We start from the raw sequence: 26720 nt of genomic DNA, 5'->3' as shown, positions 1-26720 counted from the left end.
TATAACCGCAGCGATCAGCAAGGAGCCCGCCCATGCGTTTTGACCAGCGTCACCTACTGGGGATAGAACCCCTGCGGCCGGATGAAATCACCACCCTGCTGGACCTGTCGGACAAATACGTGTCCCTGAACCGCGCCCGCGACAAACGCTCGTCCACCCTGTCTGGTCTCACCCAGATCAACATGTTCTTTGAAAACTCCACCCGCACCCAGGCCAGTTTCGAACTGGCGGGCAAACGGATGGGCGCCGACGTGATGAACATGTCGATGCAGGCCAGTTCGATCAAAAAGGGCGAAACGCTGATCGACACCGCCATGACGCTGAATGCCATGCACCCCGACCTTCTGGTGGTGCGCCATCCGCATTCCGGCGCCGTCGATCTTCTGGCGCAAAAGGTGAACTGCGCGGTGATCAATGCCGGCGACGGGCGGCACGAACACCCCACACAAGCGCTGCTGGATGCGCTGACCATCCGTCGCGCCAAGGGCCGCCTGCACCGCCTGTCCATCGCCATCTGCGGCGACATCGCCCACAGCCGCGTGGCGCGATCAAACATCATGCTGCTGGGTAAGATGGAAAACCGCATCCGTCTGGTTGGTCCCGCAACCCTCATGCCCTCGGGCGTGGCCGAACTGGGCTGCGAGGTCTACGAGGATATGAACGAGGGCCTCAAGGACGTCGATGTCGTCATGATGCTGCGCCTGCAGAAGGAACGTATGGACGGCGGCTTTATCCCGTCCGAGCGGGAATATTACCACCGCTACGGCCTTGACGCCGAAAAACTGGCCCGTGCCAAGCCCGATGCCATCGTCATGCACCCCGGCCCGATGAACCGCGGCGTCGAAATCGACGGCACGCTGGCAGATGACATCAACCGCTCCGTCATTCAGGAACAGGTCGAAATGGGCGTGGCCGTGCGCATGGCCGTGATGGATCTGCTGGCCCGCAATCTGCGCGCCCGCCCGAAAGAGGTCATGGCATGATCCAGATGACCGTCCCGGATCATGAAACCGGGGTTCTGCGCATCTTTGTCATAGACCTGCCGCCTGAAACCGTGGACCGTTTCGTGACAGAGGCCGCAACCGGCGAATGGCCGGTGCGCTATGCGCTCGGCGCCAGCCTGCTGCGCGAGGCTTATGTAGAAACAGTCGCGATCCGAGATCTGGGTGCCATGCCGCTCTCGACCTATCTCGCCGAAGGCTACGGGCTGACCGGCGATGATTTCAGGGCCGCGCGCCCGCAGCTTGATGCGCTGAAAGGGCATGTGCTGCTCCTGCCCTCCGCCGCGCTCGGACGGATCGAACAGCACCTGAAAATCTCTCCCCCCCTGCGCTGGATCGGAACCTTCAGCGAAGACACCCGCCCTGCCGACCTGACCCCGTTGCGCTCAAAATCCGCCAAGGGCATCCTGTCGGGCGGTCCTGCCGGCGGGCCCGCCTCCAGGGGCAGTTCGACCCTGCTCAAGCTGCTCGTGATGGGCCTTGGCATCATCGTGCTGGCGGTTCTGTTCCTTGCCTTCGGGTTCCGGTGATGCGCCTGCCCGATCCTGACCGTTTATCCGACGCGCCCGGGGCAGATGTCCCGACGCGCGACTTTCAGAAAGACGCCGCATGACCGACTTGCTCATCACCAACGCCCGCCTCGTCGACCCCGAAGGCGACACAATCCGCCCCGGCGCCTTGCTGGTCCGCAATGGCGTGATTGCCGAAATTTTCGACACCCCGACACCGGATGTCAGCCATGACCTGATCCCCGATCACAACCGCCGCGACGCCAACAACCGCTTTGTCGCCCCCGGCATCGTCGATATCGGCGTCAAGGTCTGCGAACCGGGCGAACGTCACAAGGAAAGCTTTGGTTCCGCCGGCATGGCTGCCGCCGCCGGGGGGGTTACGACCATCGTGACCCGCCCCGACACCCTGCCTGCCATCGACACACCCGAGGTGCTGGAATTCATCCGCCGCCGCGCGAACGAAGCCGCCCCGGTCAAGGTCCTGCCCATGGCCGCCCTCACCAAGGGGCGTGAGGGGCGCGAGATGACGGAAATCGGCTTTCTCATGGATGCCGGCGCCGTCGCCTTCACCGATTGCGACCATGTGGTCAGCGACACACGCGTGCTGTCGCGCGCCATGACCTATGCCCGCAGCCTTGGCGCGCTGATCATCTCGCATCCGCAGGACCCCGGCCTGTCGCGCGGCGGCGCCGTCACCTCCGGCAAATTCGCCACCCTGCGCGGCCTGCCCGGTGTGACCCCGATGGCTGAACGCATGGGGCTGGACCGTGACATCGCCCTCGTGGAAATGACCGGCGTGCGCTATCACGCCGACCAGATCACCACCAGTCGCGCTCTGCCCGCGCTGGAACGGGCCAAGGCCAACGGCTTTGACGTGACCGCCGGCACATCCATGCACCACCTCACCCTGAACGAACTGGACGTGAGCGACTATCGCACCTTCTTCAAGGTCAAGCCGCCCCTGCGCTCTGAAGAGGACCGCCAAGCAATCATTCAGGCGGTCGCCTCCGGCCTGATCGACGTGATCTGTTCCATGCACACCCCGCAGGACGAAGAATCCAAACGCCTGCCGTATGAAGAGGCGGCATCGGGCGCCGTTGGCCTTGAAACCATGATGCCCGTCATGCTGCGCCTCTATCATTCCGGCGATCTGACCCTGCCCGGCCTGTTCCGCGCCATGGCGCTGAACCCCTCGCGCCGTCTGGGGCTGGACACCGGGCGCATTGCCAAAGGCGCGCCCGCCGATCTGGTGCTGTTTGATGCGGACAAGCCGATGATCCTTGATCGCTTCAAGCTGAATTCGAAATCCAAAAACACACCCTTTGACGGCGCCCGCCTGCAGGGTAAGGTGATAGAGACATTCGTCGACGGCCTGTCCGTCTACCGGAGCGCGTGATGCCCATAATCGAAAACACCCCGACCGTTCTCGCCCTCTGGGCGGTGATCGGCTATATGCTGGGCTCGATCCCCTTTGGCCTTCTGCTGACCCGCGCCTTTGGCATTGGCAATCTGCGCAGCATCGGTTCGGGCAATATCGGGGCCACCAACGTTCTGCGCACCGGCAATAAAAAGGCCGCAGCGCTGACGCTGCTGCTGGATGGCGGCAAGGGTGCCGCAGCCGTCCTGCTCGCCCGGTATTTCGCGGGCGAAGACGCGGCACAGATTGCCGCGCTTCTGGCCTTCTTGGGCCACTGCTTTCCGTTCTGGATAGAGTTCAAGGGCGGCAAGGGCGTTGCAACATTCCTCGGCATCATGCTCGCGCTGGTCTGGCCCGTTGGCGCACTTTGCTGCGCCACATGGCTCGCCGCCGTCGCCGTCACCCGCATCTCCAGCCTTGGCGCCTTGGTCGCCGCCGCGCTGTCAGCACCTTACATGTGGCTGCTCGGCAGGACAGAGGCGCTTGCCCTCACCCTCCTGCTCACCGTGGTGATCTACTGGCGCCACAGCACGAATCTGGCCCGCCTGAGGGCTGGCACCGAACCGAAGGTTGGCAAGAAAACCTGATACAGAAGGTTTGACACAAAACCTCAACCGGCGCGGGGCAGCAGACTGCCCCGCCTAAGTTCAGCCAATCATCGCCTTGATTTCCGCCGCAACCTCGATCGGATGCGTGATCGGCACCATATGCCCCGCCCCCTGAACAACCACCTGACGCGCGTTTGGAATCCGCTCGGCCAGCGCCTCGTGGATATCCTGCATGATCGGCTGGCTTTGTGATCCGCGGATCAGCAGTACGGGCATGTCCAAAGATTCAAGCCGCCCCGCGCTCAGCAGCCCGGCCGCATCTTCGTTCAGCGTCTTGTTGGTCTCTGCAATGATCGAAATCCGCTTGATCTGCGATTCCTTCTGCCGCTGGGTCAGATCTTCCCAGCCGCGCCCATCGCCCCACAGCGCGCTGAACAACCGCGCGGCCGTGTCCCGGTCCCCCACCGCCAGCGCATTGGCAAAAGGCCTGCATTTCTTGACATAGGCATCAAAGACAGGGCGGACCCGCTCCTTTGCGGCCGCAAACAGCACCGGTTCGATCAGCGTCAGCGACCGCATCCCCGGGTTTTCCAGCGCCAGCCGCAGCGCCACCATCGCTCCAAAGGAATGGCCGATCACATGGGTTCCCGGCTCCAGAAAACTGGTCGCGATGCCAGTCATCTGGTCGTAATAATCGGACCGCTGATCCCAGTCCCCGCTCAGCCCGTGCCCCGGCATATCCGGCGCAATCGCGCGGACCCGGTCGGCCAGCCCCCCGGCGACCCGCGTCCAGGCCCCGGAATGGGCCAGCGCGGGGTGTAGCATCAGCGCCGGCTCGGGGCCGACGCCAAAATCGTTCCAGTGCACCGGAAAACCGGCGCGGGTATCATAAGACATTAAAACTTTCCTGCGAGGTGCAGATCCAGATCCTCTAGCCGATCCTGGCCAAAGAACCGCTGGTCATCCTCTGTTATGTAAAAGGGCGATCCGAACACGCCCTGTGCCGCGGCCTCTTCCAGATTGGCGCCATAGGTCTCTGCCCCGGTCAGCAGACCGGAATCCGCCAGCTTGGGGTCGAACCCGGCGCCGCTCAGGCAATCGCGCACCACGTCATCTTCTGCAATGTCTTTCTGCTCCGCCCAGCAGGCGCGCAAAAAGGAAAACGCAAGCTTGCCCAGATCACCGCCGCCAGCTTTTTGCGCCGCGATGATGGCATAGCCCGACGGTGCCGGATTGGTCGGCCAGTGCGCCGGTTTCAGCGTCAGCGGCATGTCGAGCTTCTTCGCCAGCCGGATCAGCTCTTGCGAGCGGTACTCCATCCGGCTCGGATGCCGCTCTCTCGGCGCTGTTCCCCCCGTCCGGGCAAACAGCGCCATCACATCCAGCGGCTTGTAGGTGATGCCGGCCCCGTGACGCGCGGCGATTTCTTCAAGTCTGGTGCCCGCCAGATAGGTGAACGGCGATAGTGTCGTAAAATAGTAATTAATATGTGCCATCTGATCTCTCCCCGGGCCGCATCGGCTTTGCCGGAACCTACGTGCATGCTAAGGCGAGCGCAATGTTGCGAATCCAATCCCCAGACCCAAAGCCGGAGCTGCCCTCCCCATGGCCACACTCGTTGAACCCAAACTGATTTCCGGCAACGCGAACCTGCCGCTCGCCACTGCCATCGCCCGCCGCATGTCCTTGTATCGCGGTATGACCGTCGGGCTGGTCGACGCCCGCATCGAACGGTTCAACGATCAGGAAATCTTTGTCGAGGTCTACGAAAACGTCCGGGGCGAGGATATGTTCATCATCCAGCCGACGTCGAACCCCGCCAATGACAACCTGATGGAACTGCTGATTATGACCGATGCGCTGCGCCGCTCCTCGGCCTCGCGTATCACCGCCGTGATCCCCTATTTCGGCTATGCCCGTCAGGACCGCCGCACCAAGGCGCGCACCCCCATCACCGCCAAGCTGGTCGCCAACATGATCGCAGAGGCCGGCATCGAACGCGTGCTGACCCTTGATCTGCATGCCACCCAGATTCAGGGCTTCTTCGACATCCCGGTGGACAACCTCTATGCCTCGCCGGTCTTTGCGCTGGATATCCTGAACCAGTTCAAGGACACTGGCGATGTCATGGTCGTCTCGCCGGATGTGGGCGGCGTGGCGCGCGCCCGCGAACTGGCCAAGCGGATCAACGCCCCGCTCGCCATCGTCGACAAACGCCGCGAAAAACCGGGCGAGATCGCAGAGATGACGGTGATCGGTGACGTGAGCGGCAAGCGCTGCATCATCGTCGATGACATCTGCGACACCGCCGGCACGCTATGCAAGGCGGCAGAGGTGCTGATGCAGAACGGCGCCTCAGAGGTGCATTCCTATATCACCCACGGCGTGCTGTCCGGCCCGGCCGTTGAACGCATCACAAATTCGGTAATGAAATCGCTGGTCATCACCGATTCCATCAATGCACCCGAAGCCGTGCGCAAGGCGCCCAACATCCGCATCCTGCCCACCGCGCCGATGTTTGCCCAAGCCATCCTCAACATCTGGAACGGCACCTCGGTCTCTTCCCTGTTCGAAACCGAAACCCTCGGTCCGATCTACGAAGGTATCCTCTGATCTGACCCAGCGTCAGGCGGCCTCGGCCGCCTCGACCTTGGGAAACAGCCCCTTGCCCTTGGCATCGATCCTGCGCGCCGCCACCAACAGCTTTTCGCGCACCTCGCAGGTCAGCGCCCAGGCGGTGTTGGGGTTAGGACAGGGCACGAGGAACAGCACATGCTGGCCGAACACATCGTGGTCGGTGACATAGCAGCCCCGGCTGTCCGGCTCGTCGGTATCCTCCATCCCGTCCAGAATCTCGTGATATCTTGCGCGCAGCGGCTCGATATCCGCATCATGACGCAGGCGCAGCGTCACCTCGCCCAGCATAAAGGGTTCCTGCATCGTCCAGTTCTCGAACGGTTCGGACACAAAATCCACAACCGGCACCACCAGACGCTTGCCGGTCCAGATGCGCAGCTGGACATAGGTGAAATTGATCCGCTCGACCGAACACAGGTTGCCACGAAACTCGATCTTGTCACCGATCCGGGCCGACTGGTTGATGGAAATCTGTAGCGACGCCATGATGTTGGACAGGATGTCGCGCGCCGCATAGGCCGCAACCAACGTCAGCGTCCCCGCCGAGGCCAGCAACGAGATCCCCAGCGACTGCATCACGCTCGCCTCGTTCAGCACGATCCCCGAGCCCACCATGGCGATCACGACGATCATGCCCCGCCGGATCGCCGACACCCGCGTCGCCATGTCCCGGCGCAGCTCCTGCCCTTCGCCAATCTCGCTCAGCTCGGCACCGTCAAAGTTCACCAGCCGCGACACGATGGCATCCGCGATGTTGACGACGAACCACAGCACCGACACAACGGCCCCGATCACGATCAGCGGCGACAGCACCGAATCGATGCGCCCGGAAAAGGTGAACATCCGCTGCGACAGCATGGCCAGCGCAAAGGTCATCCCCACCAGAACCACCGGCCCGCGCGTCGCCACCAACAGCGCCTCTGTGGTCAGCCGGGTGCTGCGGCGCGACAAAGCGGAAATCGCACCGTGCAGGATCCGCCCCGCAAGCAGCGTGATCATCACCACCATTGGCACCGCAACCGCTTCCCACCAGCGCAGCCCAAAAAAGGCCGGGGCGCGCCAGGTTTCGGGCAGCATCAGCTCCAGCTCAGACGGCCCGTAGGCCGCGCCAAGCTCTGGCAGATTGTCCACCGTCTGACGCGCCACCACCCAGACCGGCTCCCCATCCACCGACTTGACCCTGTTGATCCGGATCGGAAGCGGCCTGTCCTCAAGATCCACATACCACAGCAGGATAGACCGACGCGGCTTGCCGATCATCGCGCCGTCGCCTCCGCGTTCATCCAGCCCGTCGGGGCGGTCGCGCAGCGCGTACCAGTCGATGATGATCTTGCGCTCCAGCAGGATCAGGAAATCCTGCGCCCGGCGCTGCCCCTCCTCGCGTTGCTCCGCCACCGGAATGTCCGACAGGTCCAGCATCTGCGCCGCCGCCAGCCAGTTCTCGTCACGTGCCTCAATCAGAAAGCTTTCCACACTGGACCGGGGCGTCGTGCGGTCGATTGATGCCGGGGTCGGCCCCAGCCCCTCGTTCAGCGTCTCGACCTCGAACCATGCCGGACTGCCTGCGTCCTGCGCCGCCACGCCACTTGCCCCGCCAAAGAGCAGGGCAAGCACAAAAAGGGCGGCAGAGACAGGCATGCGGCACATGTTCATCAAGGATCAACACCCCCACCCCGCTTTGGTTCCGGCCCGCCCCACGCACGCGCCGCACCGTGGCACGGCGCTGACAGCGCACCTGCCCGCCGTCTACTCCCTTCAGAGACGCCCGCCAACGGCGGCCCCCGACCCGGTACAAGCAAAGGCGCGCATGAAAAAACCCCGCGAAACCATCGGGTTTCACGGGGTTCAGAACCGAATCAAAACGGATCGTATCAGAGGACGTTCTTGTCGGTCGACAGCCCGATATGGGTACCGATTGCCACCATGTCCGCCAGCAGCTTCGCCGCCTCGTCCACCGGACCTGGCTCGTTCTGGGCGGCCTCTTTCGCCTTGCCATAGGCCTCGTGGGCCTCGGCGATCAGCGCATCAAAGGTCGCCTGATCCATGTCGTCGCGGTGCAGCGCGCGCTCGGCCAGAACCGACACGCCGTCGCCGATCTCGGCAAAGCCGCCGGTCACGACGAATTCGTCATGGCCTGCATCGGTCACGACCCGAAGGATCCCGGGGCGCAGCGTGGTGATCATCGGCGCGTGGTTCGGCATCGCCGTCAGATCGCCTTCGGCACCGGGGATAAGCACCGACACTACCTGTGCCGACATCAGGCTCCGCTCGGGGCTGACCAGATCGAATTGCATAGTCTCAGCCATTTGGGCCTCCTGTTAGGGGTCCGGAGGGCCCCAAGGCCCCCCGGAACGGGTCCGCTGCTTAGGCCGCGTCAGCCGCAAGGCGCTCGGCCTTGGCTTTCACGTCCTCAATGCCGCCAACCATATAGAAGGCACCTTCGGGCAGGTGGTCATATTCGCCCGCCACAACCGCCTTGAACGACGCGATCGTATCTTCCAGCGGCACCTGAATGCCGTCGGAACCGGTGAACACCTTGGCCACGTCAAACGGCTGCGACAGGAAACGCTGGATCTTGCGCGCGCGCGAAACCGTCAGCTTGTCCTCTTCGGACAATTCGTCCATCCCGAGGATGGCGATGATGTCCTGAAGCGACTTGTAGCGCTGCAGGATACCCTGAACGTCACGTGCCACCTGATAGTGCTCTTCGCCCACGATCTGCGGATCCATCAGACGCGAGTTCGAATCGAGCGGGTCCACGGCCGGGTAGATACCCAGTTCGGAAATCGCACGGTTCAGAACCGTTGTTGCGTCAAGGTGCGCAAAGGTGGTTGCAGGCGCGGGGTCGGTCAAGTCATCCGCAGGCACGTAAACGGCCTGGATCGAGGTGATCGAACCCTTCTTGGTCGAGGTGATGCGTTCCTGCATCTGGCCCATGTCGGTCGCCAGCGTCGGCTGATAGCCCACCGCAGACGGGATACGACCCAGCAAAGCCGACACTTCCGAACCCGCTTGGGTAAAGCGGAAGATGTTGTCGACAAAGAACAGAACGTCTGTGCCCGACTGGTCGCGGAACTGCTCGGCCAGCGTCAGACCGGTCAGGGCGACACGCGCACGCGCCCCCGGAGGCTCGTTCATCTGACCGTAAACCAGCGCCACTTGCGACTCGCCCAGATTGTCGGGCTTGATGACGTTGGATTCGATCATCTCGTGGTACAGATCGTTCCCTTCACGGGTCCGCTCACCCACACCGGCGAACACGGAATACCCCGAGTGCACCTTGGCGATGTTGTTGATCAGTTCCATGATCAGAACGGTCTTGCCCACACCGGCACCGCCGAACAGGCCGATCTTGCCGCCCTTGGAATAGGGCGCCAGCAGGTCGATGACCTTGATCCCGGTCACAAGGATTTCCGATTCCGTCGACTGCTCGGCAAAACCGGGCGCTTCGGCGTGGATCGGGCGGTATTCATCCGCGTTGATCGGACCCTTTTCGTCGATGGGCTCGCCCACAACGTTCAGGATGCGGCCCAGGGTGGCATTGCCCACCGGAACCATGATCGGCGCGTCGGTGTCGGTCACTTCCTGACCGCGCACAAGACCCTCGGTCGCATCCATTGCGATGGCGCGAATGGTGTTTTCCCCGAGGTGCTGTGCAACCTCCAGAACCAGTTTCTTGCCGTTGTTGTCAGTGGTCAGTGCGTTCAGAATCGCCGGGAGGTGATCCTCGAACTGCACGTCAACCACGGCACCAATGACCTGAGTCACTTTGCCTTTTGCGTTTGCCATGTTTCGTCTCCGGTTCTTAGAGCGCTTCCGCGCCCGAGATAATTTCGATCAGTTCATTGGTGATGACGGCCTGACGCGAACGGTTATACTCGATCGTGAGGTCGTCAATCATCTCGCCAGCGTTGCGGGTTGCGTTGTCCATTGCGGACATCCGCGCGCCCTGTTCGCTCGCCGCGTTTTCCAGAAGCGCCGCAAAGATCTGTACCGCGACACCACGCGGCAGCAGGTCAGCCAGGATCTCTTCCTCGCTCGGCTCATAGTCATAGAGCATTTGCGCTGAATCCGCTTCCGGGGCCTCGAAAGACGCCGGAATGATCTGCTGTGCGGTCGGGATCTGGGTCACGACGTTCTCGAACTCCGAATAGAAGATCGTGCAGACGTCGAATTCACCCGCGTCGAACCGGTTCAGAATGTTGCGCGCAACCCCCTGAGCATCGGCATAAGACAGGCGCTTCACGCCGCTCATGTCGACGTGATCAATGAACAGATCGCTATAGTCGCGACGCATGCTGTCGCGGCCCTTCTTGCCGACGGTCAAGATCTTGACCGTCTTGCCTTCAGAGCGCAGCTTTTGAACATGCTGGCGCGCTTTCTTTGCGATGTTGGCGTTGAAGCCACCGCAAAGCCCGCGCTCCGAGGTCATGACAACCAGCAGATGCACCTTGTCTTCACCCGTCCCGGCCAGAAGCCGGGGCGCTGTTGCACTGTCGCCCACAGAGGCGGCCAGCGCCCCCATCACCGCGCTGAAACGCTCGGTATAGGGACGGGCCATCTCGGCGGCATCCTGTGCCCGCCGCAGTTTTGCGGCGGCCACCATCTGCATGGCCTTTGTGATCTTGCGGGTCGATTTGACCGACGCGATCCGGTTTTTCAGGTCCTTGAGATTCGGCATTGCCTTATCTCCCTTTTATGCGAAGTCGGCGGCGAATTCGTCGAGCGCAGCGCGGATCTTGTCCTCGGCGTCCCCTTTGATCTTCGGGTCCTCCTTGGTGATGAAATCCAGCACATCCTTACGCTTGCCACGCAGGTGGGTCAGCAGACCCTGCTCAAAACGACCAACGTCACCGACGGCGATTTTGTCCAGATAGCCTTTGGTACCCGCCATGATGACACAGACGATCTCGGCATTGGTCAGCGGCGCATACTGCGGCTGTTTCATCAGCTCGGTCAGACGTGCGCCACGGTTCAGCAGCTTCTGCGTCGCGGCATCAAGATCAGAGCCGAACTGCGCAAAGGCCGCCATTTCGCGGTACTGCGCAAGCTCCAGTTTCACCGGGCCGGCAACCGACTTCATCGAGTTGGTCTGAGCCGACGAACCGACGCGCGACACCGACAGACCGGTGTTCACAGCGGGGCGGATGCCCTGATAGAACAGTTCGGTCTCAAGGAAGATCTGGCCGTCGGTGATCGAGATCACGTTCGTCGGAATGAACGCGGAAACGTCGCCACCTTGGGTTTCGATGATCGGCAGCGCCGTCAGTGACCCCGAACCGTGATCGGCATTCAGCTTGGCCGAACGCTCCAGCAGGCGCGAGTGAAGATAGAACACGTCGCCGGGATAGGCTTCGCGGCCGGGCGGGCGACGCAGCAGCAGCGACATCTGACGATAGGCCACGGCCTGTTTGGACAGATCATCATAGACGATCAGCGCGTGACGGCCATTGTCGCGGAAATGCTCTGCGATGGCGGTCGCGGTATAGGGGGCCAGATACTGCATCGGCGCGGGGTCGGATGCGGTTGCAGCCACAACGATCGAATATTCGATCGCGCCAGTTTCTTCCAGCTTCTTCACCAGCTGTGCAACGGTCGAACGCTTCTGACCGATGGCAACATAGACGCAGTACAGCTTGTCGCCTTCACTGGTGGCGGCGTCGTTGTACGACTTCTGGTTCAGAATGGTATCAAGGGCGATAGCCGTCTTGCCTGTCTGACGGTCACCAATGATCAGCTCGCGCTGGCCACGGCCAACGGGGATCATCGCGTCAACGGATTTCAGGCCCGTTGCCATCGGCTCGTGCACGGACTGACGCGGGATGATGCCCGGTGCCTTGACGTCGGCCAGACCACGTTCGGTCGTGTTGATCGGGCCCTTGCCATCCAGCGGGTTGCCCAGACCGTCCACGACGCGGCCCAGAAGCGCATCACCGATCGGCACGTCCACGATGGACTTTGTGCGCTTGACCAGATCGCCTTCCTTGATGTCCCGGTCGGTGCCGAAGATCACGACGCCGACGTTGTCGGTTTCGAGGTTCAGCGCCATACCCTGGATACCACCGGGGAATTCGACCATTTCGCCAGCCTGGCAGTTGTCCAGACCGTAGACGCGCGCAATCCCGTCACCGACGGACAGCACACGGCCGACCTCGGCAACTTCGGCGTCCTGGCCAAAGTTCTTGATCTGCTCCTTCAGGATCGCAGAAATTTCGGCTGCTTGGATACCCATTTATCCGACCTCTTTCATTACATTCTGGAGGGAATTGAGCTTGGAGCGGATCGACGTGTCGATCATCTTCGAGCCCACCTTGACGACAAGACCACCGATGAGACTTTCATCGACGGTCGCATGAATGAGAACTTCACGGCCAATCTGACCCTTCAGCGTCTCGGAAAGTTTTTTGGCCTGTGCATCCGACAGCTTGATCGCGGATGTCACCTCGGCGGTGACCTCACCCTTATGCTCTGCAATCATTGCACGCAGGTGGGTGATCATGGCGGGCACCACAAACAGGCGGCGCTTGGAGGCCATCAGCGACAGCACGTTCTGCACGGCCGAAATAAGGTCCATCTTTTGCGCGACGGCGGCAATCGCGCGCCCCTGGGTATCGCGGCTGTAAACCGGCGAATGGATCAGGTCGCGCAGATCCGCGCTTTCGCTCAGGGCGGAGGAAAGATCGCCCAGATTGGATTCCAGTTGGTCGAGCTGATTGTTCTCTTGAGCGATTTCAAAAACCGCTTTGGCATAGCGTGAGGCAATGCCGGAGGAAATCGAAGCTGAGTCTGACACGTCCACCCTTCCGATATTATGCCCCCGTGGCCCCGCATCGCTTTGGGGTCCGGAGGCGTTAGTTACCACCCTGGATCAATTCCAAGGCATCAAAATCAGCGCGGATGTAGCAGACGTACCCCCACCCCGCAACACGCTATGACGCTTCTGCGGATCGCATAAAACCCCCTGAAACACCTCTCGCGCACAGTTTTGCGCTAACTGCGACCTTGTGACTATCACAGGAGATCACCAAAACCGCCCTTTTTCGTGAACAATAGCGATTTCTTAACATATTTTTGTCCCAACGTCAGAAAATGCGCATGTTCAGTGACCCCCTACAGACATTGGTCTGTAGGGGGTGCGGCATTTGATCCGCCTGAAATTCCCGCACAGCGCCACAAATCCGCGCTATCGTGCAACCACACCGGCGCTGTTAAGAGCAGTGCCGCCCCAAAGCACACAGTGGACACACCAAATCCAGTCGCATCCGCGCGGGTTCGATTCGTGCGCGGGCGCTTTGGCCGGGCTCAGATCGGCTTGGCCCTCGGGGACGGGGACAGCGCGCCCAGCGGTTTGCGCACCACTTCTTTGACGGACGAACCGCCGCTGCGCGCCGGGGTGCGTTTGGCCACCTCGACCATCAGCACGCCCCCTGCCATGACCGCCGCCGCCGCGCGCCCCGTGCTTTCCCACATCGCGCCGGTCTTCATCCAGAACCGCCGCGACGACGGCGGCTGATACAAGGCCGAGACATTGCGCTCCGGCACGAAACTGTGGCGCTTCAGCTGCGCCTCAAGCTGGCTCAGCGAATAGGGCCGACCATAGCCAAAGGGCGTCTGATCGCTGCGCGCCCACAGCCCCGACCGGTTCGGCACGATGAACAGCGCCCGCCCACCCGGTCCCAGCACCCGGTAACATTCATCCAGCAGGGCAGATGGGTTTTCCGATGTCTCAAGCCCGTGCATCAGCACCAGCCGGTCCACATGCCCGGTCTCGACCGGCCACAGGGTTTCGTCACACAGCACCGATACATTGGGCAGGCCCACCGGCCAGTGCATCACCCCCTGGGGCCCCGGCATCAGCCCGATCACCCGCCGCGCATCAGCCAGATAGGGGCGCAGCAGCGGCACGGCAAAGCCATAACCGGCCACGGTCATGCCCTTCGCTTCGGGCCAAAGTTGATGAACCTGATCGCGCACAACCTTCTGCGCAGCCCGCCCCAACGCGCTGCGATAATAGAAGGTGCGCAGATCTGTAACATCGAGGTGCATTGCAGCCTCCTCCCTGATCGGCCAAGCTGCACCCACCTTACCCAGCCAAAGCGGAATGACCATGCCCCTTGAACTCCTGACCATCCCCGCCCGCAGCGACAACTACGCCTTCATCCTGCATGACAGCGCCTCGGGCGCCACGGCGGTGATCGACGTCCCCGACGCCGCCCCGATCCGGCAGGCGCTTGCCAGCCGGGGCTGGACGCTCACCGATATATGGCTCACACACCATCATCCCGACCATGTCGAAGGCGTGCCCCAGCTCAACGCGCTCTATCCAGGTGCCCGCGTCTATGGCGCCGCCGCTGATGCGCACCGCCTGCCCCCTCTCGACCAGCAGCTTGCCGAAGGTGACGAATTTTCCTTTGGCGGCGAAGTGGTGCAGATCTTCGATGTCTCGGGCCACACCGTCGGCCATATCGCCTTTCACCTGCCCGGCTCGGCCTATGTCTTTACCGCCGACAGCCTGATGGCCCTTGGCTGTGGCCGCGTCTTTGAAGGCACGTTCGACCAGATGTGGCACAGCCTTTCCAAACTCGCCGCCCTGCCGCCCGAAACACTGGTCTGTTCGGGTCACGAATACACGGCCGCCAATGCGAAATTTGCCCTGACCATTGAACCCGGCAACGAAGCGCTTAAATCACGAGCAGACGCAATCGCCACAGCCCGCACCAAAGGGATCCCGACGGTCCCCTCGCTTTTGTCGGACGAACTGGCCACAAACCCCTTCCTGCGTGCCTCGCAAGCCTCGGTCAAAGCTGCGCTCGGCCTGCAAGACGCCTCAGATGCAGAAGTTTTTGCCGAAATCCGCCAACGCAAGGATCGGTTTTAGCGCAAATGCACGTCACCATTCGGCACCACCCGAATTTGTGAGGGGCGGTTTCAAAGAAAATCCTTGAAGCGGGACAACAATCGACCATTCTTTAACCGTAAGAGGCCAGTCTGGACCGGCGCACCGGCCCGACACAGATAAGAAGGAGCACCCACGTGCCTTCATTCTCGAACACATTAGAGCAGTCTATTCACGCAGCGCTGGCGCTTGCCAACTCGCGTTCGCACGAATTCGCCACGCTGGAGCATCTGCTGTTGGCGCTGGTTGATGAACCGGACGCCACCCGCGTGATGAAGGCCTGCAACGTCGATACAGAAGAACTGCGCACCACGCTGGTGGAATTCATCGACGATGATCTGGCCAACCTCGTCACCGAAATCGAAGGTTCCGAAGCGGTGCCAACGGCCGCCTTCCAGCGCGTGATCCAGCGCGCGGCGATCCATGTCCAGTCGTCGGGCCGCACCGAAGTGACCGGCGCCAACGTCCTTGTCGCAATCTTCGCCGAACGCGAATCGAACGCCGCCTACTTCCTGCAGGAACAGGACATGACCCGCTACGACGCGGTGAACTTCATCGCCCATGGCGTTGCCAAGAACCCCGCCTATGGCGAAAGCCGCCCTGTCACCGGCGCCTCCGAAGACCACGAAGAGACGTCATCGGCTGAAACGCCCCCGGGCGATCACAAGGAATCCGCGCTGTCGAAATACTGCGTGAACCTGAACGAGAAATCCCGCCACGGCGACATCGACCCGCTGATCGGACGCGCCTCCGAGGTCGAGCGTTGCATTCAGGTCCTGTGCCGCCGCCGCAAGAACAACCCGCTGCTGGTGGGTGACCCCGGCGTGGGCAAGACCGCCATTGCCGAAGGCCTCGCACGCATGATCGTGTCGGGCAACATCCCCGAAGTGCTGTCCAAGACCACGATCTTCTCGCTCGACATGGGCGCGCTGCTGGCGGGCACCCGTTATCGTGGCGATTTCGAAGAACGGCTCAAGGCTGTCGTGACCGAGCTTGAGAATCATCCCGACGGCGTGCTGTTCATCGACGAGATCCACACCGTCATCGGTGCCGGAGCCACATCCGGCGGTGCCATGGACGCCTCCAACCTGCTCAAGCCCGCACTTCAGGGCGGCAAGCTGCGCACCATGGGCTCAACCACCTACAAAGAGTTCCGCCAGCACTTCGAAAAGGACCGCGCCTTGGCCCGTCGGTTCCAGAAGATCGACGTGAACGAACCCTCCGTTCCCGACACGATCAAGATCATCAAAGGCCTCAAGCCGTATTTCGAGGAACATCACGGTGTGAAATACACCGCCGATGCCGTCCGCACGGCGGTCGAACTCTCGGCCCGCTACATCAACGACCGCAAGCTCCCGGACAAGGCGATCGACGTGATCGACGAGGCGGGGGCCGCGCAACACCTGCTGCCCGATTCCAAACGCCGCAAGACCATCGGCACCAAGGAGATCGAGGATGTTGTGGCCAAGATTGCCCGCATCCCGCCGAAAAACGTCTCCAAGAACGACGCCGAAGTCCTGCGCGACCTCGAATCCTCGCTCAAGCGGGTGGTGTTCGGTCAGGACGATGCCATCGTCGCCCTGTCCTCAGCGATCAAGCTGGCCCGTGCCGGCCTGCGCGAACCGGAAAAGCCCATCGGCAACTACCTCTTTGCCGGACCGACCGGTGTTGGCAAGACCGAAGTCGCCAAACAGCTCGCCGACAGCCTCGGCGTGGAACTGCTGCGCTTTGACATGTCGGAGTATATGGAGAAACACGCGGTTTCCCGTCTCATCGGCGCGCCTCCGGGCTATGTCGGCTTTGATCAGGGTGGCCAGCTGACCGACGGCGTCGACCAGCACCCCCATTGCGTGCTGCTGCTGGACGAGATGGAAAAGGCGCATCCGGATGTTTACAACATCCTGCTGCAGGTCATGGACCACGGCTCACTGACCGACCACAACGGTCGGACGGTGGACTTCCGCAACGTGATCCTGATCATGACCTCAAATGCCGGCGCCATCGAGCAGTCGCAATCGGCCATCGGCTTTGGCCGTGACCGCCGCGAAGGCGAAGACACCGCCGCCATCGAACGGACCTTTACGCCGGAATTCCGCAACCGTCTGGATGCGGTGATCAGCTTCAGACCGCTGCCCAAATCCACCATCCTGCGCGTGGTTGAAAAGTTTGTGCTTCAACTCGAGGCACAGCTGATGGATCGCAACGTGACCATAGAACTGACCGAAGGTGCCGCCGCATGGCTCGCGGACAAGGGGTACGACGACAAGATGGGTGCACGTCCTCTGGGCCGCGTGATCCAGGAATACATCAAGAAACCGCTGGCTGAGGAACTTCTGTTCGGCAAGCTGATGAAAGGCGGATTGGTCAAGGTTGTGGTGCGCGACGGCACTCTGGCCCTTGATTTCGAAGGCCCGCAAAGCCCGCGCCTTTCAGGCAACAAGCCACCGCTGCTCACGGCCGAATAACGCTGGCCGGGCACACCTTCTGACCTGACACCCTCCGCCGCGCCCACCGCGGCGGAGGTTTCGTTTCCGCCCCCCGACTGCCCCGCGCAGATTTTTCAAGAATTCTGTCGTCCCAAGAGCAAACAACTGTCAACTGCATCAGCCAGAACCGACCGGCAGGCACAGCGCGCAGATTTCCAGACCATGCGCCGCCGCCACCGCCACGGAATGACCCGAAAGCAACGATGCCGGTGTCCACCACCGAAACGCGGCGACACACGGCCCTCCGCGTCAACGGGCCTCCCCCCGCTTCTTCTCTTTCCAAATACGCAAAATTCCGACCGCGCAAGCAACGCAACGTCCGAAGCAGCGCGTTACTTCTCGGTGAATTTCAACTCGATCCGCCGGTTCTGCGCCCGTGCTTCGGGGGTGTCTGCCGGGTTCACCGGCTGGTACTGCCCGAACCCGTTCGCGGCCAGCCGGTTCGGCGGAATGTCCAGCGCGTCAATCATGTAACGCACCACAGACAGCGCCCGCGCCTGGCTCAGCTCCCAATTGTCGGCGAATTCGCCAAGGCCCGACAGCGGCACGTCATCTGTGTGACCATCGACCCGGATCACCCAGTCGATTCCTGCGGGGATCGCATCCGCCACCGATTTCAGGATCGACGCCACCTTGGCAACCTCGCCCCGGCCCGCTTCGGACAGGGTGGCCGATCCCAGCGGGAACAGCACTTCCGAGGAAAAGACAAACCTGTCCCCTTCAATCCGCACACCCGGCTGATTGCCCAGTACATCGCGCAACCGGCCAAAGAATTCCGACCGATAGCGCTCCAGATCCTGCGTCTGCGCCTCCAGCCGCTTGCGCTCGGCCTCTTCCAGCTGGCGCCGCCTGCGTTCTTCTGATGCCACCCGGGCCAGCGCCGTGTTCAGATCCGACCCAAGGTTCTGCAACTGCACCTGTGCCGCCGCATCGCTGTTGCGCGATTCATCCAGCAGCCCCTGCAAGGATGACAGCTGATCGCGCAGCGCCGACACCTGCCGGTTCAGCAGTTCGGTCTGTTTCTGCGCTTCGCTCGTCCGCGCCTGTTCGCTGGTCAGCGCATCGCGCGCCGTGGACAGCAGCGCCGCCCGGATTTCGGCCTGGCTCATCGCCTCCCCGGCCTCGGCCTCGGCGGCCCGCTTGGCGGCCAGCGCCGCTGTCAGACGTTTGCGCACCTCTGCCGCATCGCTTTCGACCGACTGCCTCGCCGCGACCGCTGCCGCCAGATCCTGTTCCAGCGCCTGCCGGTCCTCGCCCTGAACCCCGGCCAACTGATCCTCCAGCGCGCTCACCCGCGCCGCGCGATCCTCACCCTCGACCAGCGCAGCGGCCAGTCGTGAATCCAGATCCGCCTCAGCCTTGCGCGCGGCTGCCAGCAGGGTCAGGGTTTCTTCGGCCCGCGACCGCTGTTCTTCCAGCGCCAAAGTCATCGAGGTCAGCTCGGCATTTGACTCCTGCAACCGCTGGCGCAGCAGCGCCGCCGCCTCGGCCTCGGCCAGCCGCTGCGCCTCTTCGTCGGACAGGGCCGTGCTCAGCTCTGTCACCCGGTCGGTCAGCGCGCCGACCTTGCTGGTCACATCGGCATTGCGCGTGCGCAGATCAGCAACCAGCGCATCCAGCGCATCGCGCCGCGCCGCCGCCAGCCGGGCGGCTTCGCTCTGGGCATCCACCTCGTCGCGCGCCGTGGCCAGCGCAAGGTTCATCGCCTCTTTTTCATCCACCAGCGCGTTGCGCGCCTGTTCCAGATCGGCCACCTGCGCCTCGATCGCGCGCCGGTCTGACAGCAGCCCGGCCACCTGTTCCTCGAACGACACGATCCGCGCACCGGCGCTGTCCAGCGCCTCGGCCTGCTGATCGCGTGTGGCGGTCAGCGTGGCGATCAGACTGTCCTGTTCCGCCAGCCGTGATCTGGTCGCATCCAGCGTGGCGCTGACCTCGCCCAGCTGATCGTTCAGCGTCGCATTCTGCCGCTTTTCCAGCCCCAGCGCCTGCGCCAGCGCCGACAATTCGCCCGACAGATCGGACAGCTCGCCCTCCTGCCCGGTGATCGTCTCGCGCAGCACAAACTGCACCATCATGAAAATGGTCAGCACGAACATCAGCACCAGCAACAGACCGGTCATCGCATCGACGAATCCCGGCCAGATAGACGCCTGAAAACGAGAAGCGCTGCTGCGTCGCGACAGGGCCATGGCTCAGCTCTCCTGCTCGGGCTTGGTCACCTTGGGGCGCTGAAAGACCGGCTTGGCCGTGGCGGGGGCGCTGGTGGTCTGCCGCCCCATTTGTGCCAGCACCCGGCTCAGCGCGGAAATATCGGTGCGCAGCTCGGCCATGCTTTCCTGCCGTCCGGCGCTGATCTCTTCAAGGATGCGCAGCATCTGCACATCGATCGAGCGCAACCGCATCCGGCTTTCGGCGTCCAGCCCTTCGGAGCTTTCCTTGCGCGACAGCACGTCGATCAGCCGCTCCTGCCCGTCCGCGATCCGCGCCAGCGCGTTCGATGACGGCGCCGTCGCCTCCAGCCGCTCGGTCATCCGCTCGACCGCATCCGCAAGCTGCCCCAGACGGTCATCCACTTCGGACCGGCCCACCTCGGCGCGCGCGAACAGCAGTTGCAGCGTCTCCATCTGCTCGGCCATCGCATCCATCGCGACCGCCGCCCCGCTCACCTCTTCGCTGGCCTCGCCATCCGAAAACCCCAGCCGGGTGATCGAACTCAGCCATTCCTCCAGCTCGCGGTAGAACCGGTTCTGCCCATGCCCCGCGAACAGCTCCAGCAAGCCGACAATCAGCGACCCTGTCAGCCCCAGCAGGGACGAGGCAAAGGCAACGCCCATGCCGCCCAGCTGATTCTGCAAACCTTCCATCAGCCGCGAAAACACCTCCACGCCGGTTTCCCCCGCCTGCGGGACCAGCGACTTGATCGTGTCGACCAGTGCCGGCACGGTGGTGGCAAGACCGTAAAACGTGCCCAGCAGACCCAGAAAGATCAGAAGGCTGACGACATAGCGCGTGATCTCGCGTTCTTCATCGATCCGCTGTGCCACGGATTCAAGGATCGAGCGCGTCGAAGTTGTATTGATCTGCATCCGCTTGCCGCGCGAGCGCAGCAGCGTCGCGAGCGGCGCCAGCAGTTGCGGCGCCTTTGCGCCCATGTCCCGCTGGGATGCGAACCGTTCGATCCAGCGCACCGAAATCATCAGCTGCGCCACCTGCCAGAAACAGGCGATCACCCCCAGCAGAAAAACGACAAAGATGAACCCGTTCAGATAGGGGTTGGATTCAAAGATCGGCAACACCCGGGGCAGCGCCATGACGCCACCCACACCGGACAGGCCCAGCGCGGCCAGCATCAGAACGATCTGGCGCACCGGTTGTGAAAAGTGGGGGTTGGCCGAAAGGTCCGGCTTGTCCATCGGACCGCTCCTGAGGCTGGATATTCCAAGGTTTTCAAGCGCGACCCTAGGACCTGCATCCGGACAAGCCAAGAGGTTAACGGTTTATGAACTCCACACGCGTGCTCAACCATTGCAGTTCTGCATCGGGTATGCCCAATTCGGCCAGATGACGGGCGGTGTTGAACAGATATTCGGTGTTTGGTCCCCGCCCGCCCACCGCATGGGCAATGATCTGCGCCTGCTCCTCCAGCGGCAGACCGCCGCAATACTGCTCATGCACGGCATCAATCACATAGGTGACCGCCTCAACATCGCGCCCATCCGTCAGCCGCACCTGCAGCACCTTTTCCAGATAGGCCGACGACACCAGCTCGCGCTCGCGCAGATAGGCGAGCGTCGCCGCCTCGTGTCCCGCAGCCACCCGCAGCGCCAGACCGTCACAGGCAGCGCCCTCCTGCTCATCCAGCGCCAGCACCAGACCCGGCTCGGCCACGGTGCCGCGATGGTGGATTGATCGCATGCAGAAACTGCGCGCATACCCCGGCAGGCGCGCCGCCGCGCGTTCCGCCACCTCAAACCCCGGGTTCCACAACAAAGATCCGTATCCGAACACCCACATCGTCATCATTCTGGCCCTTCTCTGACGGGGGCTATAAACACCACTCAGACAGTTTTCAAAAGGGGTCCGGCGCCATGAAACGATTGCTCTTTGTCACGATTCTGGCAGGCCTCGCCTGGACGGGCCACTGGTTCTGGTCCGCGCACAGCCTGCGCCAGCAGACCGACGGCTGGTTTGCCGCCCTGCGCAGCGCCGGCTGGACGGCGCAATATGACGATGTCTCGATCCTCGGCTTTCCCAACCGTCTGGATCAGACCTTCACCGACATCACCCTCACCGCCCCCGAAGCCGCGCTCACCTGGCAGGCGCCGTTCCTGCAGGTCTTCCGGCTGTCCTACAATCCCAGCCACCTGATCCTGATCTGGCCAGAGGATCAGACCCTCACCACACCCGCCGCCACTACCACAATCACCGACAAGGGCCTGCGCGCCAGCCTGATCCTCGATGGCGGTGAAATCCTGCGCAGCAACCTCGAAGCGGCGGCGCTGACCTTCACCACAGCGGAAAACACTCTGGCGCTCACCGGCCTCACCGCCGCCCTCACCCATATCGACGGGCCCAGCTACCGCCTCGCGCTGAACGCCGAGGATGCCAGCCGCCAAAGCGATGAACAGGCCGCACAGGACCCAGGCGGCGTTGTCTTTGACGCTACCGTGACCTTTGACCGCCTCTTCACCACAACCACCCTGAACGGCCCGCGCCCGCAACCCCAACAGATCGCCCTGCGTCTGGCCGAATATCGCCGCGGGGATCAGTCGCTGAAACTCTCCGGCGACCTCACGCTGGATGATATGGGCCGCGCAAGCGGCACCCTGTCGCTGCAGGCAACGCGGGGTCGCGACATGCTCGCCCTGTTGCACGATCAGGGCGCGCTGCCGCTGGCGCTGTTCGACCCGCTGGAACAGGCCCTGACCCTGTCGGGCAATATGAATGGCTCTGCCGACACGCTGGACCTCACGCTCAAGGTCTATAGGGGCACCGTCTCGCTCGGGCTGATCCCTCTGGGCCAGCTGCCCCCCCTGCGCCTGCCCTGACCAGTTCATAGGCACACAAACATATTTTTCCGACGGGTGCCCGGCGCCACCTTGCACCCCGCCCCGGAACCGGGAACACTCTCGCGCAAAAGGAGTGTCCCCATGTCCGACCCGCTCAGCACCCGCATCAGCGACAAAGGTGATGATCTGATCGCCCTCACGCAGGATCTGATCCGCATCCCCACGCTGAACCCGCCGGGCGACCACTACGCAACCATCTGCGATTTCCTCGGAAAACGCCTCTCGCCCCGGTTCGACTGCACCCTTGTGCGCGCCAAAGGCACCCCCGGCGACAGCGACAGATACCCCCGCTGGAACATCATCGCCCGCGCCACAGGCACCCGCCCCGGCCCCTGCGTGCATTTCAACTCGCACACCGATGTGGTCGAGGTCGGCAAAGGCTGGACCCGCGATCCCTTTGGCGGTGAACTCGACGGGGACAGGATCTATGGGCGCGGCGCCTGCGATATGAAGGGCGGGCTTGCCGCCTCGATCATCGCGGCCGAGGCCTTCCTCGAACAGCACCCCGATTTCGCCGGCGCCATCGAAATCTCCGGCACGGCGGATGAAGAATCCGGCGGCTACGGTGGCGTCGCCTACTTGGCCGAACAGGGCTGGTTCAACCCCGACCGGGTGCAGCACGTGATCATCCCCGAACCACTGCAAAAGGACCGGATCTGCCTTGGCCATCGCGGCGGCTGGTGGGCCGAGATCGAGACAAAGGGCGAAATTGCCCATGGCTCCATGCCCTTCCTCGGCGACTGCGCCGTGCGCCACATGGGCGCGGTCCTGCAGGCGTTCGAAGATACGCTCTACCCCGCCATGGCCGCGCGCCACACCGACATGCCCGTCGTCCCCGAAGGCGCGCGCAGCTCGACCATGAACATCAACGCCATCCACGGCGGCCAGGCGGAATTCCTCCCCGGCGACACAAGCCTGCCCGCCCATTGCGTGCCCGACAGCTGTCGTATCACCATCGACCGCCGCTTCCTGATCGAAGAGCCGATTGCCGAAGTTTCGGCTGAGGTCATCGCCCTGCTCGACGGCCTCAAATCCAGCCGTGCGAATTTCGACTACACGATCACCGAACTCAACCGCGTCCTGCCCTCGATGACCGACCGCGAGGCGCCCATCGTGACCACCGTATCTCAGGCAATTCAGGACGTACTGGGACAAGAGGCCACCTACGTCGCCTCCCCCGGCTCTTACGATCAGAAACACATCGACCGCATCGGCAAACTCAAGAACTGTATCGCCTACGGCCCCGGCGTGCTGGAACTGGCGCACAAGCCGGATGAATGGATCGGCGTGACAGATATGCTCGACTCCGCCCGCGTCATGGGCCGCACGCTGGAATCCCTCCTCCTCCCCTGACGCCGCGCGGGTGGAGAGCGCAGATTTTGCGTATTTGAAAAGAGAAGAAGCACGGACCGGCACCCGGCTTCATCTGCCCCTAAATATCCCGGGGGAGTCCGCAGGACGGGGGCAGCGCCCCCCCCTGCGCCCTCACAATACACTCTACCCAACGGCAATATTGTCGATCAGCCGCACCCCGGCCAGCCAGGCCGCGGCCAGCAGCCGCGCGGGCCGGTCAGCGCGGCTCATCAGCGCCAGATCGGCGCAGGCACGCAGATCGAAATATTCGATATCCGTGAACCCCGTCCGCAGCAGCCGCGCCTCGGCAGCCCTGCGCAATACGCCCGCATCACCCCCCGCCAGCAGCCCCTCAGCCATCTCTTCCATGGCGCGGTGCAGCTCGGGTGCCCAGACGCGGGCGCGGTCGGAGAGCAACAGGTTGCGCGACGACATGGCCAGCCCGTCCTCTTCGCGGATCGTCGGGCAGCCCACCACCGTGACCCCAAGGTCGAGGTCCCGCGCAAGCCGTGTCACCACCTGCAGCTGCTGGTAATCCTTTTGCCCGAAATAGGCGCGGTCGGCCTGTGTCTGGGTGAACAGTTTGGTCACCACCGTGGCCACCCCGTCGAAATGCCCGGGCCGGTGCGCACCACACAGCACATCGGTCATCCCCGCCACCGACACGGTGGTGCAAAAGCCGTCGGGATAGATCTGATCCCCACCCGGCACATAGACCGCATCCACCGCCAATGGCCCAAGCTTGCGGGCATCCTCGACCTCGGTCCTCGGGTAGTTCGCCAGATCCTCAGGGGAATTGAACTGCTTGGGGTTCACAAAGATCGTCACAATCACCCGGTCGCAGTCGGCCTTGGCGGCGCGCACCAGCGACAGATGCCCGTCATGCAGGGCTCCCATGGTGGGCACCACTCCGACCGTCTGCCCCGCCCGTTTCCAGCCCGCAAGCTGCGCACGCAGCGCGGACAGCTCGCGCACAATCGGCGCGGCAGCGTCGCGGGACACGGGCGCGGGGGTCATAGTGGGGCTGCTCATCTTTGGACTCTCCTCAGGGCCGGGATGCCTCTGTGATCTAACAAAAACAATGCCTCCCCGCCAGCATGTCCCCGCGACTGCCCGCTTGATCGCCACGCCAATTCATCCGACAGTCCCCCCAACCGGCGCGCCCCGCGCCCCTTGCAGGAGTTGACGCCCATGAAACGCTGGATACTGGCCACCACAACCGCCCTCGCCCTCGCCACCACCGCTCAGGCGCAGCAGACCGACCTCACCATCGCGCTGCAGCTGGAACCCCCGCACCTCGACCCCACCAGCACCGCCGCCGGCGCCACCGATTCCGTCCTTTACGCCAATGTGTTCGAGGGTCTGACCCGCTTTGCCTCCAACGGCACCGTCATCCCCGCCCTCGCTGAACGCTGGGAAATCAGCGACGACGGACTGACCTACACCTTTCACCTCCACCCCGGCGTGACCTTTCATGACGGCACCACCATGGACGCCGAGGATGTGAAATTCACCCTCGACCGTGCCCGCGCCGAGGACAGCGTAAATGCGCAAAAGGCGCTGTTTGCCGATATCGCCGAGGTCACCGTGACCGATCCGCAGACCGTCACCGTGACCCTGTCGCAGCCCGATGGCGCCCTGCTCTTCAACCTCGCCTGGGGCGATGCGGTCATCGTCGCCCCCGAAAGCATCGAAACCATCAAATCCAACCCCGTCGGCACCGGCCCGTTCCGCTTTGCCGACTGGCGGCAGGGCGACCAGATCACCCTGACCCGCTATGACGGCTATTGGGGCGAAAAACCCGCGCTCAGCGAGGCCACGTTCAAGTTCATCTCGGACCCCACCGCCGCCTTTGCCGCGATGATGGCGCAGGATATCGACGCCTTTGCCGGCTTTCCCGCCCCGGAAAACCTGCCGCTGTTCGCATCAGACCCGCGCTTTCAGGTTCTCATCGGCTCGACCGAGGGCGAAACCATTCTGGCCATGAACAACAAGCTCGCCCCCTTCGACAATCCCAAGGTGCGCGAGGCGGTCGCCCATGCCATCAACCGCGACGATATCATCAACGGCGCGATGTTCGGCCTCGGCACGCCCATCGGCACGCATTTTGCGCCGCACAATCCCGATTATGTCGATCTGACCGCGCAATCCGCCTATGATCCCGACCTGTCGAAGAAACTGCTGGCAGAGGCCGGATTGCCCGATGGTTTCACCACCACGCTGAAACTGCCGCCGCCGTCTTATGCCCGGCGCGGCGGCGAAATCATCGCCGCGCAATTGCGTCAGGTCGGAATCGAAACCGAAATCACCAATCTCGAATGGGCGCAGTGGCTCGAAGAAGTGTTCAGCAATCATGACTTTGGCCTGACCATTGTCAGCCATACCGAACCGATGGATATCAACATCTACGCCCGGCCCGATTACTACTTTCAATATGACAGCCCGGAATTTCAGGATCTGATGAAAACGCTCAGCGCAACAACCGACCCTGCGGCGCGCTCGGATCTGCTCAAGCAGGCGCAGACACGGATCGCGGATGACTATGTAAACGCCTATCTGTTCCAGCTCGCCTATCCGACCGTGGCTGATGCCCGGCTGCGCGGCCTTTGGCTGAACCAGCCGACACAGGCAACCGATCTGACCGGCGTCAGCTGGGCGGAATAGATCTAGACCGGACAGGGCCTGAAACGGTCCGGGGTCTGCCCCGGGCCAAAGCCGATCCTATTTCGCGGTCCACCCGGCGCTGTTGCATAAATCTGAAACTGGCCGCAGCTCCCCTTTCCCCGGACACACTTATC

The 26720-nt window shown here is 62.9% G+C and carries 23 protein-coding genes; 10 read left to right on the top strand and 13 right to left on the bottom strand.

Annotated features, from left to right (window positions below):
* Positions 1–32 precede the first annotated feature (32 nt).
* The 4 genes from P775_RS21505 to plsY all read left to right on the top strand — a co-directional run bounded on the left by P775_RS21505 (position 33) and on the right by plsY (position 3517).
* Positions 33–983 carry an aspartate carbamoyltransferase catalytic subunit gene (locus tag P775_RS21505; RefSeq protein WP_099912918.1) on the top strand — a complete coding sequence of 317 codons (951 nt, stop codon included), beginning with the start codon at positions 33–35 and terminating at the stop codon, positions 981–983.
* Entirely contained in the window at positions 980–1531 is a 552-nt protein-coding gene (locus P775_RS21500; protein WP_099912917.1) for an aspartate carbamoyltransferase catalytic subunit, read from the top strand. Before P775_RS21505 ends, P775_RS21500 begins: the two co-directional genes overlap by 4 nt.
* 79 nt (positions 1532–1610) lie before the next feature.
* Positions 1611–2909 carry a dihydroorotase gene (pyrC, locus tag P775_RS21495; RefSeq protein ID WP_099912916.1) on the top strand — a complete coding sequence of 433 codons (1299 nt, stop codon included), beginning with the start codon at positions 1611–1613 and terminating at the stop codon, positions 2907–2909.
* On the top strand, positions 2909–3517 hold the full coding sequence (gene plsY / locus P775_RS21490) for a glycerol-3-phosphate 1-O-acyltransferase PlsY (protein WP_099912915.1): 609 nt from the start codon (positions 2909–2911) through the stop codon (positions 3515–3517). The genes pyrC and plsY overlap by 1 nt, the downstream gene beginning before the upstream one ends.
* A 60-nt stretch (positions 3518–3577) precedes the next feature.
* Here the strand turns inward: plsY and P775_RS21485 are convergent, their stop codons facing one another.
* Positions 3578–4375, bottom strand: a complete 798-nt coding sequence (locus P775_RS21485) for an alpha/beta fold hydrolase (protein WP_099912914.1) — start codon at positions 4373–4375, stop codon at positions 3578–3580.
* Positions 4375–4974, bottom strand: coding sequence for a 2-hydroxychromene-2-carboxylate isomerase (locus P775_RS21480; RefSeq protein WP_099912913.1), 600 nt, complete (start codon positions 4972–4974; stop codon positions 4375–4377). The genes P775_RS21485 and P775_RS21480 overlap by 1 nt, the downstream gene beginning before the upstream one ends.
* Before the next feature lie 109 nt (positions 4975–5083).
* Here P775_RS21480 and P775_RS21475 point away from each other — a divergent pair, with 109 nt between their 5' ends.
* Positions 5084–6091: a ribose-phosphate pyrophosphokinase gene (locus P775_RS21475; protein WP_099912912.1), complete on the top strand. Its 1008-nt coding sequence runs from the start codon at positions 5084–5086 to the stop codon at positions 6089–6091.
* A gap of 12 nt (positions 6092–6103) precedes the next feature.
* Here P775_RS21475 and P775_RS21470 read toward each other — a convergent pair whose 3' ends face one another.
* From P775_RS21470 to P775_RS21440, 7 genes are all read right to left on the bottom strand, one after another.
* A complete protein-coding gene (locus P775_RS21470) occupies positions 6104–7753 on the bottom strand; it encodes a mechanosensitive ion channel family protein (RefSeq protein WP_245875801.1) in 1650 nt (549 codons plus the stop codon).
* Between the two features lie 233 nt (positions 7754–7986).
* Positions 7987–8421: a F0F1 ATP synthase subunit epsilon gene (locus P775_RS21465; protein ID WP_099912911.1), complete on the bottom strand. Its 435-nt coding sequence runs from the start codon at positions 8419–8421 to the stop codon at positions 7987–7989.
* Positions 8422–8479: 58 nt separating this feature from the next.
* Entirely contained in the window at positions 8480–9904 is a 1425-nt protein-coding gene (gene atpD / locus P775_RS21460) for a F0F1 ATP synthase subunit beta (protein WP_099912910.1), read from the bottom strand.
* Between the two features lie 16 nt (positions 9905–9920).
* Entirely contained in the window at positions 9921–10796 is an 876-nt protein-coding gene (locus P775_RS21455; RefSeq protein WP_099912909.1) for a F0F1 ATP synthase subunit gamma, read from the bottom strand.
* Positions 10797–10811: 15 nt separating this feature from the next.
* Positions 10812–12347 (bottom strand): F0F1 ATP synthase subunit alpha, encoded by a 1536-nt coding sequence (gene atpA / locus P775_RS21450; RefSeq protein WP_099912908.1) that lies wholly within the window; start codon positions 12345–12347, stop codon positions 10812–10814.
* Positions 12348–12914: a F0F1 ATP synthase subunit delta gene (locus P775_RS21445; RefSeq protein ID WP_099912907.1), complete on the bottom strand. Its 567-nt coding sequence runs from the start codon at positions 12912–12914 to the stop codon at positions 12348–12350.
* 503 nt (positions 12915–13417) lie between these two features.
* On the bottom strand, positions 13418–14161 hold the full coding sequence (locus P775_RS21440) for a methyltransferase domain-containing protein (RefSeq protein ID WP_099912927.1): 744 nt from the start codon (positions 14159–14161) through the stop codon (positions 13418–13420).
* Between the two features lie 61 nt (positions 14162–14222).
* On the opposite strand from P775_RS21440, the gene gloB reads away from it, so the two are divergent.
* Positions 14223–14993, top strand: a complete 771-nt coding sequence (gene gloB, locus P775_RS21435; RefSeq protein ID WP_099912906.1) for a hydroxyacylglutathione hydrolase — start codon at positions 14223–14225, stop codon at positions 14991–14993.
* Positions 14994–15148: 155 nt separating this feature from the next.
* Positions 15149–17476 (top strand): ATP-dependent Clp protease ATP-binding subunit ClpA, encoded by a 2328-nt coding sequence (gene clpA / locus P775_RS21430; RefSeq protein ID WP_099912905.1) that lies wholly within the window; start codon positions 15149–15151, stop codon positions 17474–17476.
* Between the two features lie 353 nt (positions 17477–17829).
* Here the strand turns inward: clpA and P775_RS21425 are convergent, their stop codons facing one another.
* The 3 genes from P775_RS21425 to P775_RS21415 all read right to left on the bottom strand — a co-directional run bounded on the left by P775_RS21425 (position 17830) and on the right by P775_RS21415 (position 21520).
* Positions 17830–19689 (bottom strand): peptidoglycan -binding protein, encoded by a 1860-nt coding sequence (locus tag P775_RS21425; protein ID WP_099912904.1) that lies wholly within the window; start codon positions 19687–19689, stop codon positions 17830–17832.
* 3 nt (positions 19690–19692) lie between these two features.
* Positions 19693–20913 (bottom strand): biopolymer transporter ExbB, encoded by a 1221-nt coding sequence (locus P775_RS21420; protein WP_099912903.1) that lies wholly within the window; start codon positions 20911–20913, stop codon positions 19693–19695.
* A 76-nt stretch (positions 20914–20989) separates the two neighbouring features.
* The gene (locus tag P775_RS21415; RefSeq protein WP_099912902.1) at positions 20990–21520 is read right to left on the bottom strand and encodes a gamma-glutamylcyclotransferase; all 531 of its coding nucleotides are present in this window, start codon (positions 21518–21520) and stop codon (positions 20990–20992) included.
* A 68-nt stretch (positions 21521–21588) separates the two neighbouring features.
* On the opposite strand from P775_RS21415, the gene P775_RS21410 reads away from it, so the two are divergent.
* Positions 21589–22548, top strand: coding sequence for a DUF2125 domain-containing protein (locus P775_RS21410; protein WP_099912901.1), 960 nt, complete (start codon positions 21589–21591; stop codon positions 22546–22548).
* Positions 22549–22650: 102 nt separating this feature from the next.
* Complete coding sequence (locus P775_RS21405) at positions 22651–23922, top strand: acetylornithine deacetylase/succinyl-diaminopimelate desuccinylase family protein (RefSeq protein WP_099912900.1); 1272 nt, start codon at positions 22651–22653, stop codon at positions 23920–23922.
* Between the two features lie 144 nt (positions 23923–24066).
* Here P775_RS21405 and panC read toward each other — a convergent pair whose 3' ends face one another.
* The gene (gene panC / locus P775_RS21400) at positions 24067–24954 is read right to left on the bottom strand and encodes a pantoate--beta-alanine ligase (protein ID WP_245875800.1); all 888 of its coding nucleotides are present in this window, start codon (positions 24952–24954) and stop codon (positions 24067–24069) included.
* 159 nt (positions 24955–25113) lie between these two features.
* On the opposite strand from panC, the gene P775_RS21395 reads away from it, so the two are divergent.
* Complete coding sequence (locus tag P775_RS21395) at positions 25114–26586, top strand: ABC transporter substrate-binding protein (protein WP_099912898.1); 1473 nt, start codon at positions 25114–25116, stop codon at positions 26584–26586.
* Positions 26587–26720: the final 134 nt, after the last annotated feature.

It is taken from the genome of Puniceibacterium antarcticum, from assembly GCF_002760615.1.
GTDB classification, from domain to species: Bacteria; Pseudomonadota; Alphaproteobacteria; order Rhodobacterales; family Rhodobacteraceae; genus Puniceibacterium; species Puniceibacterium antarcticum.
This window is presented reverse-complemented; position numbering and strand designations above follow the sequence as displayed.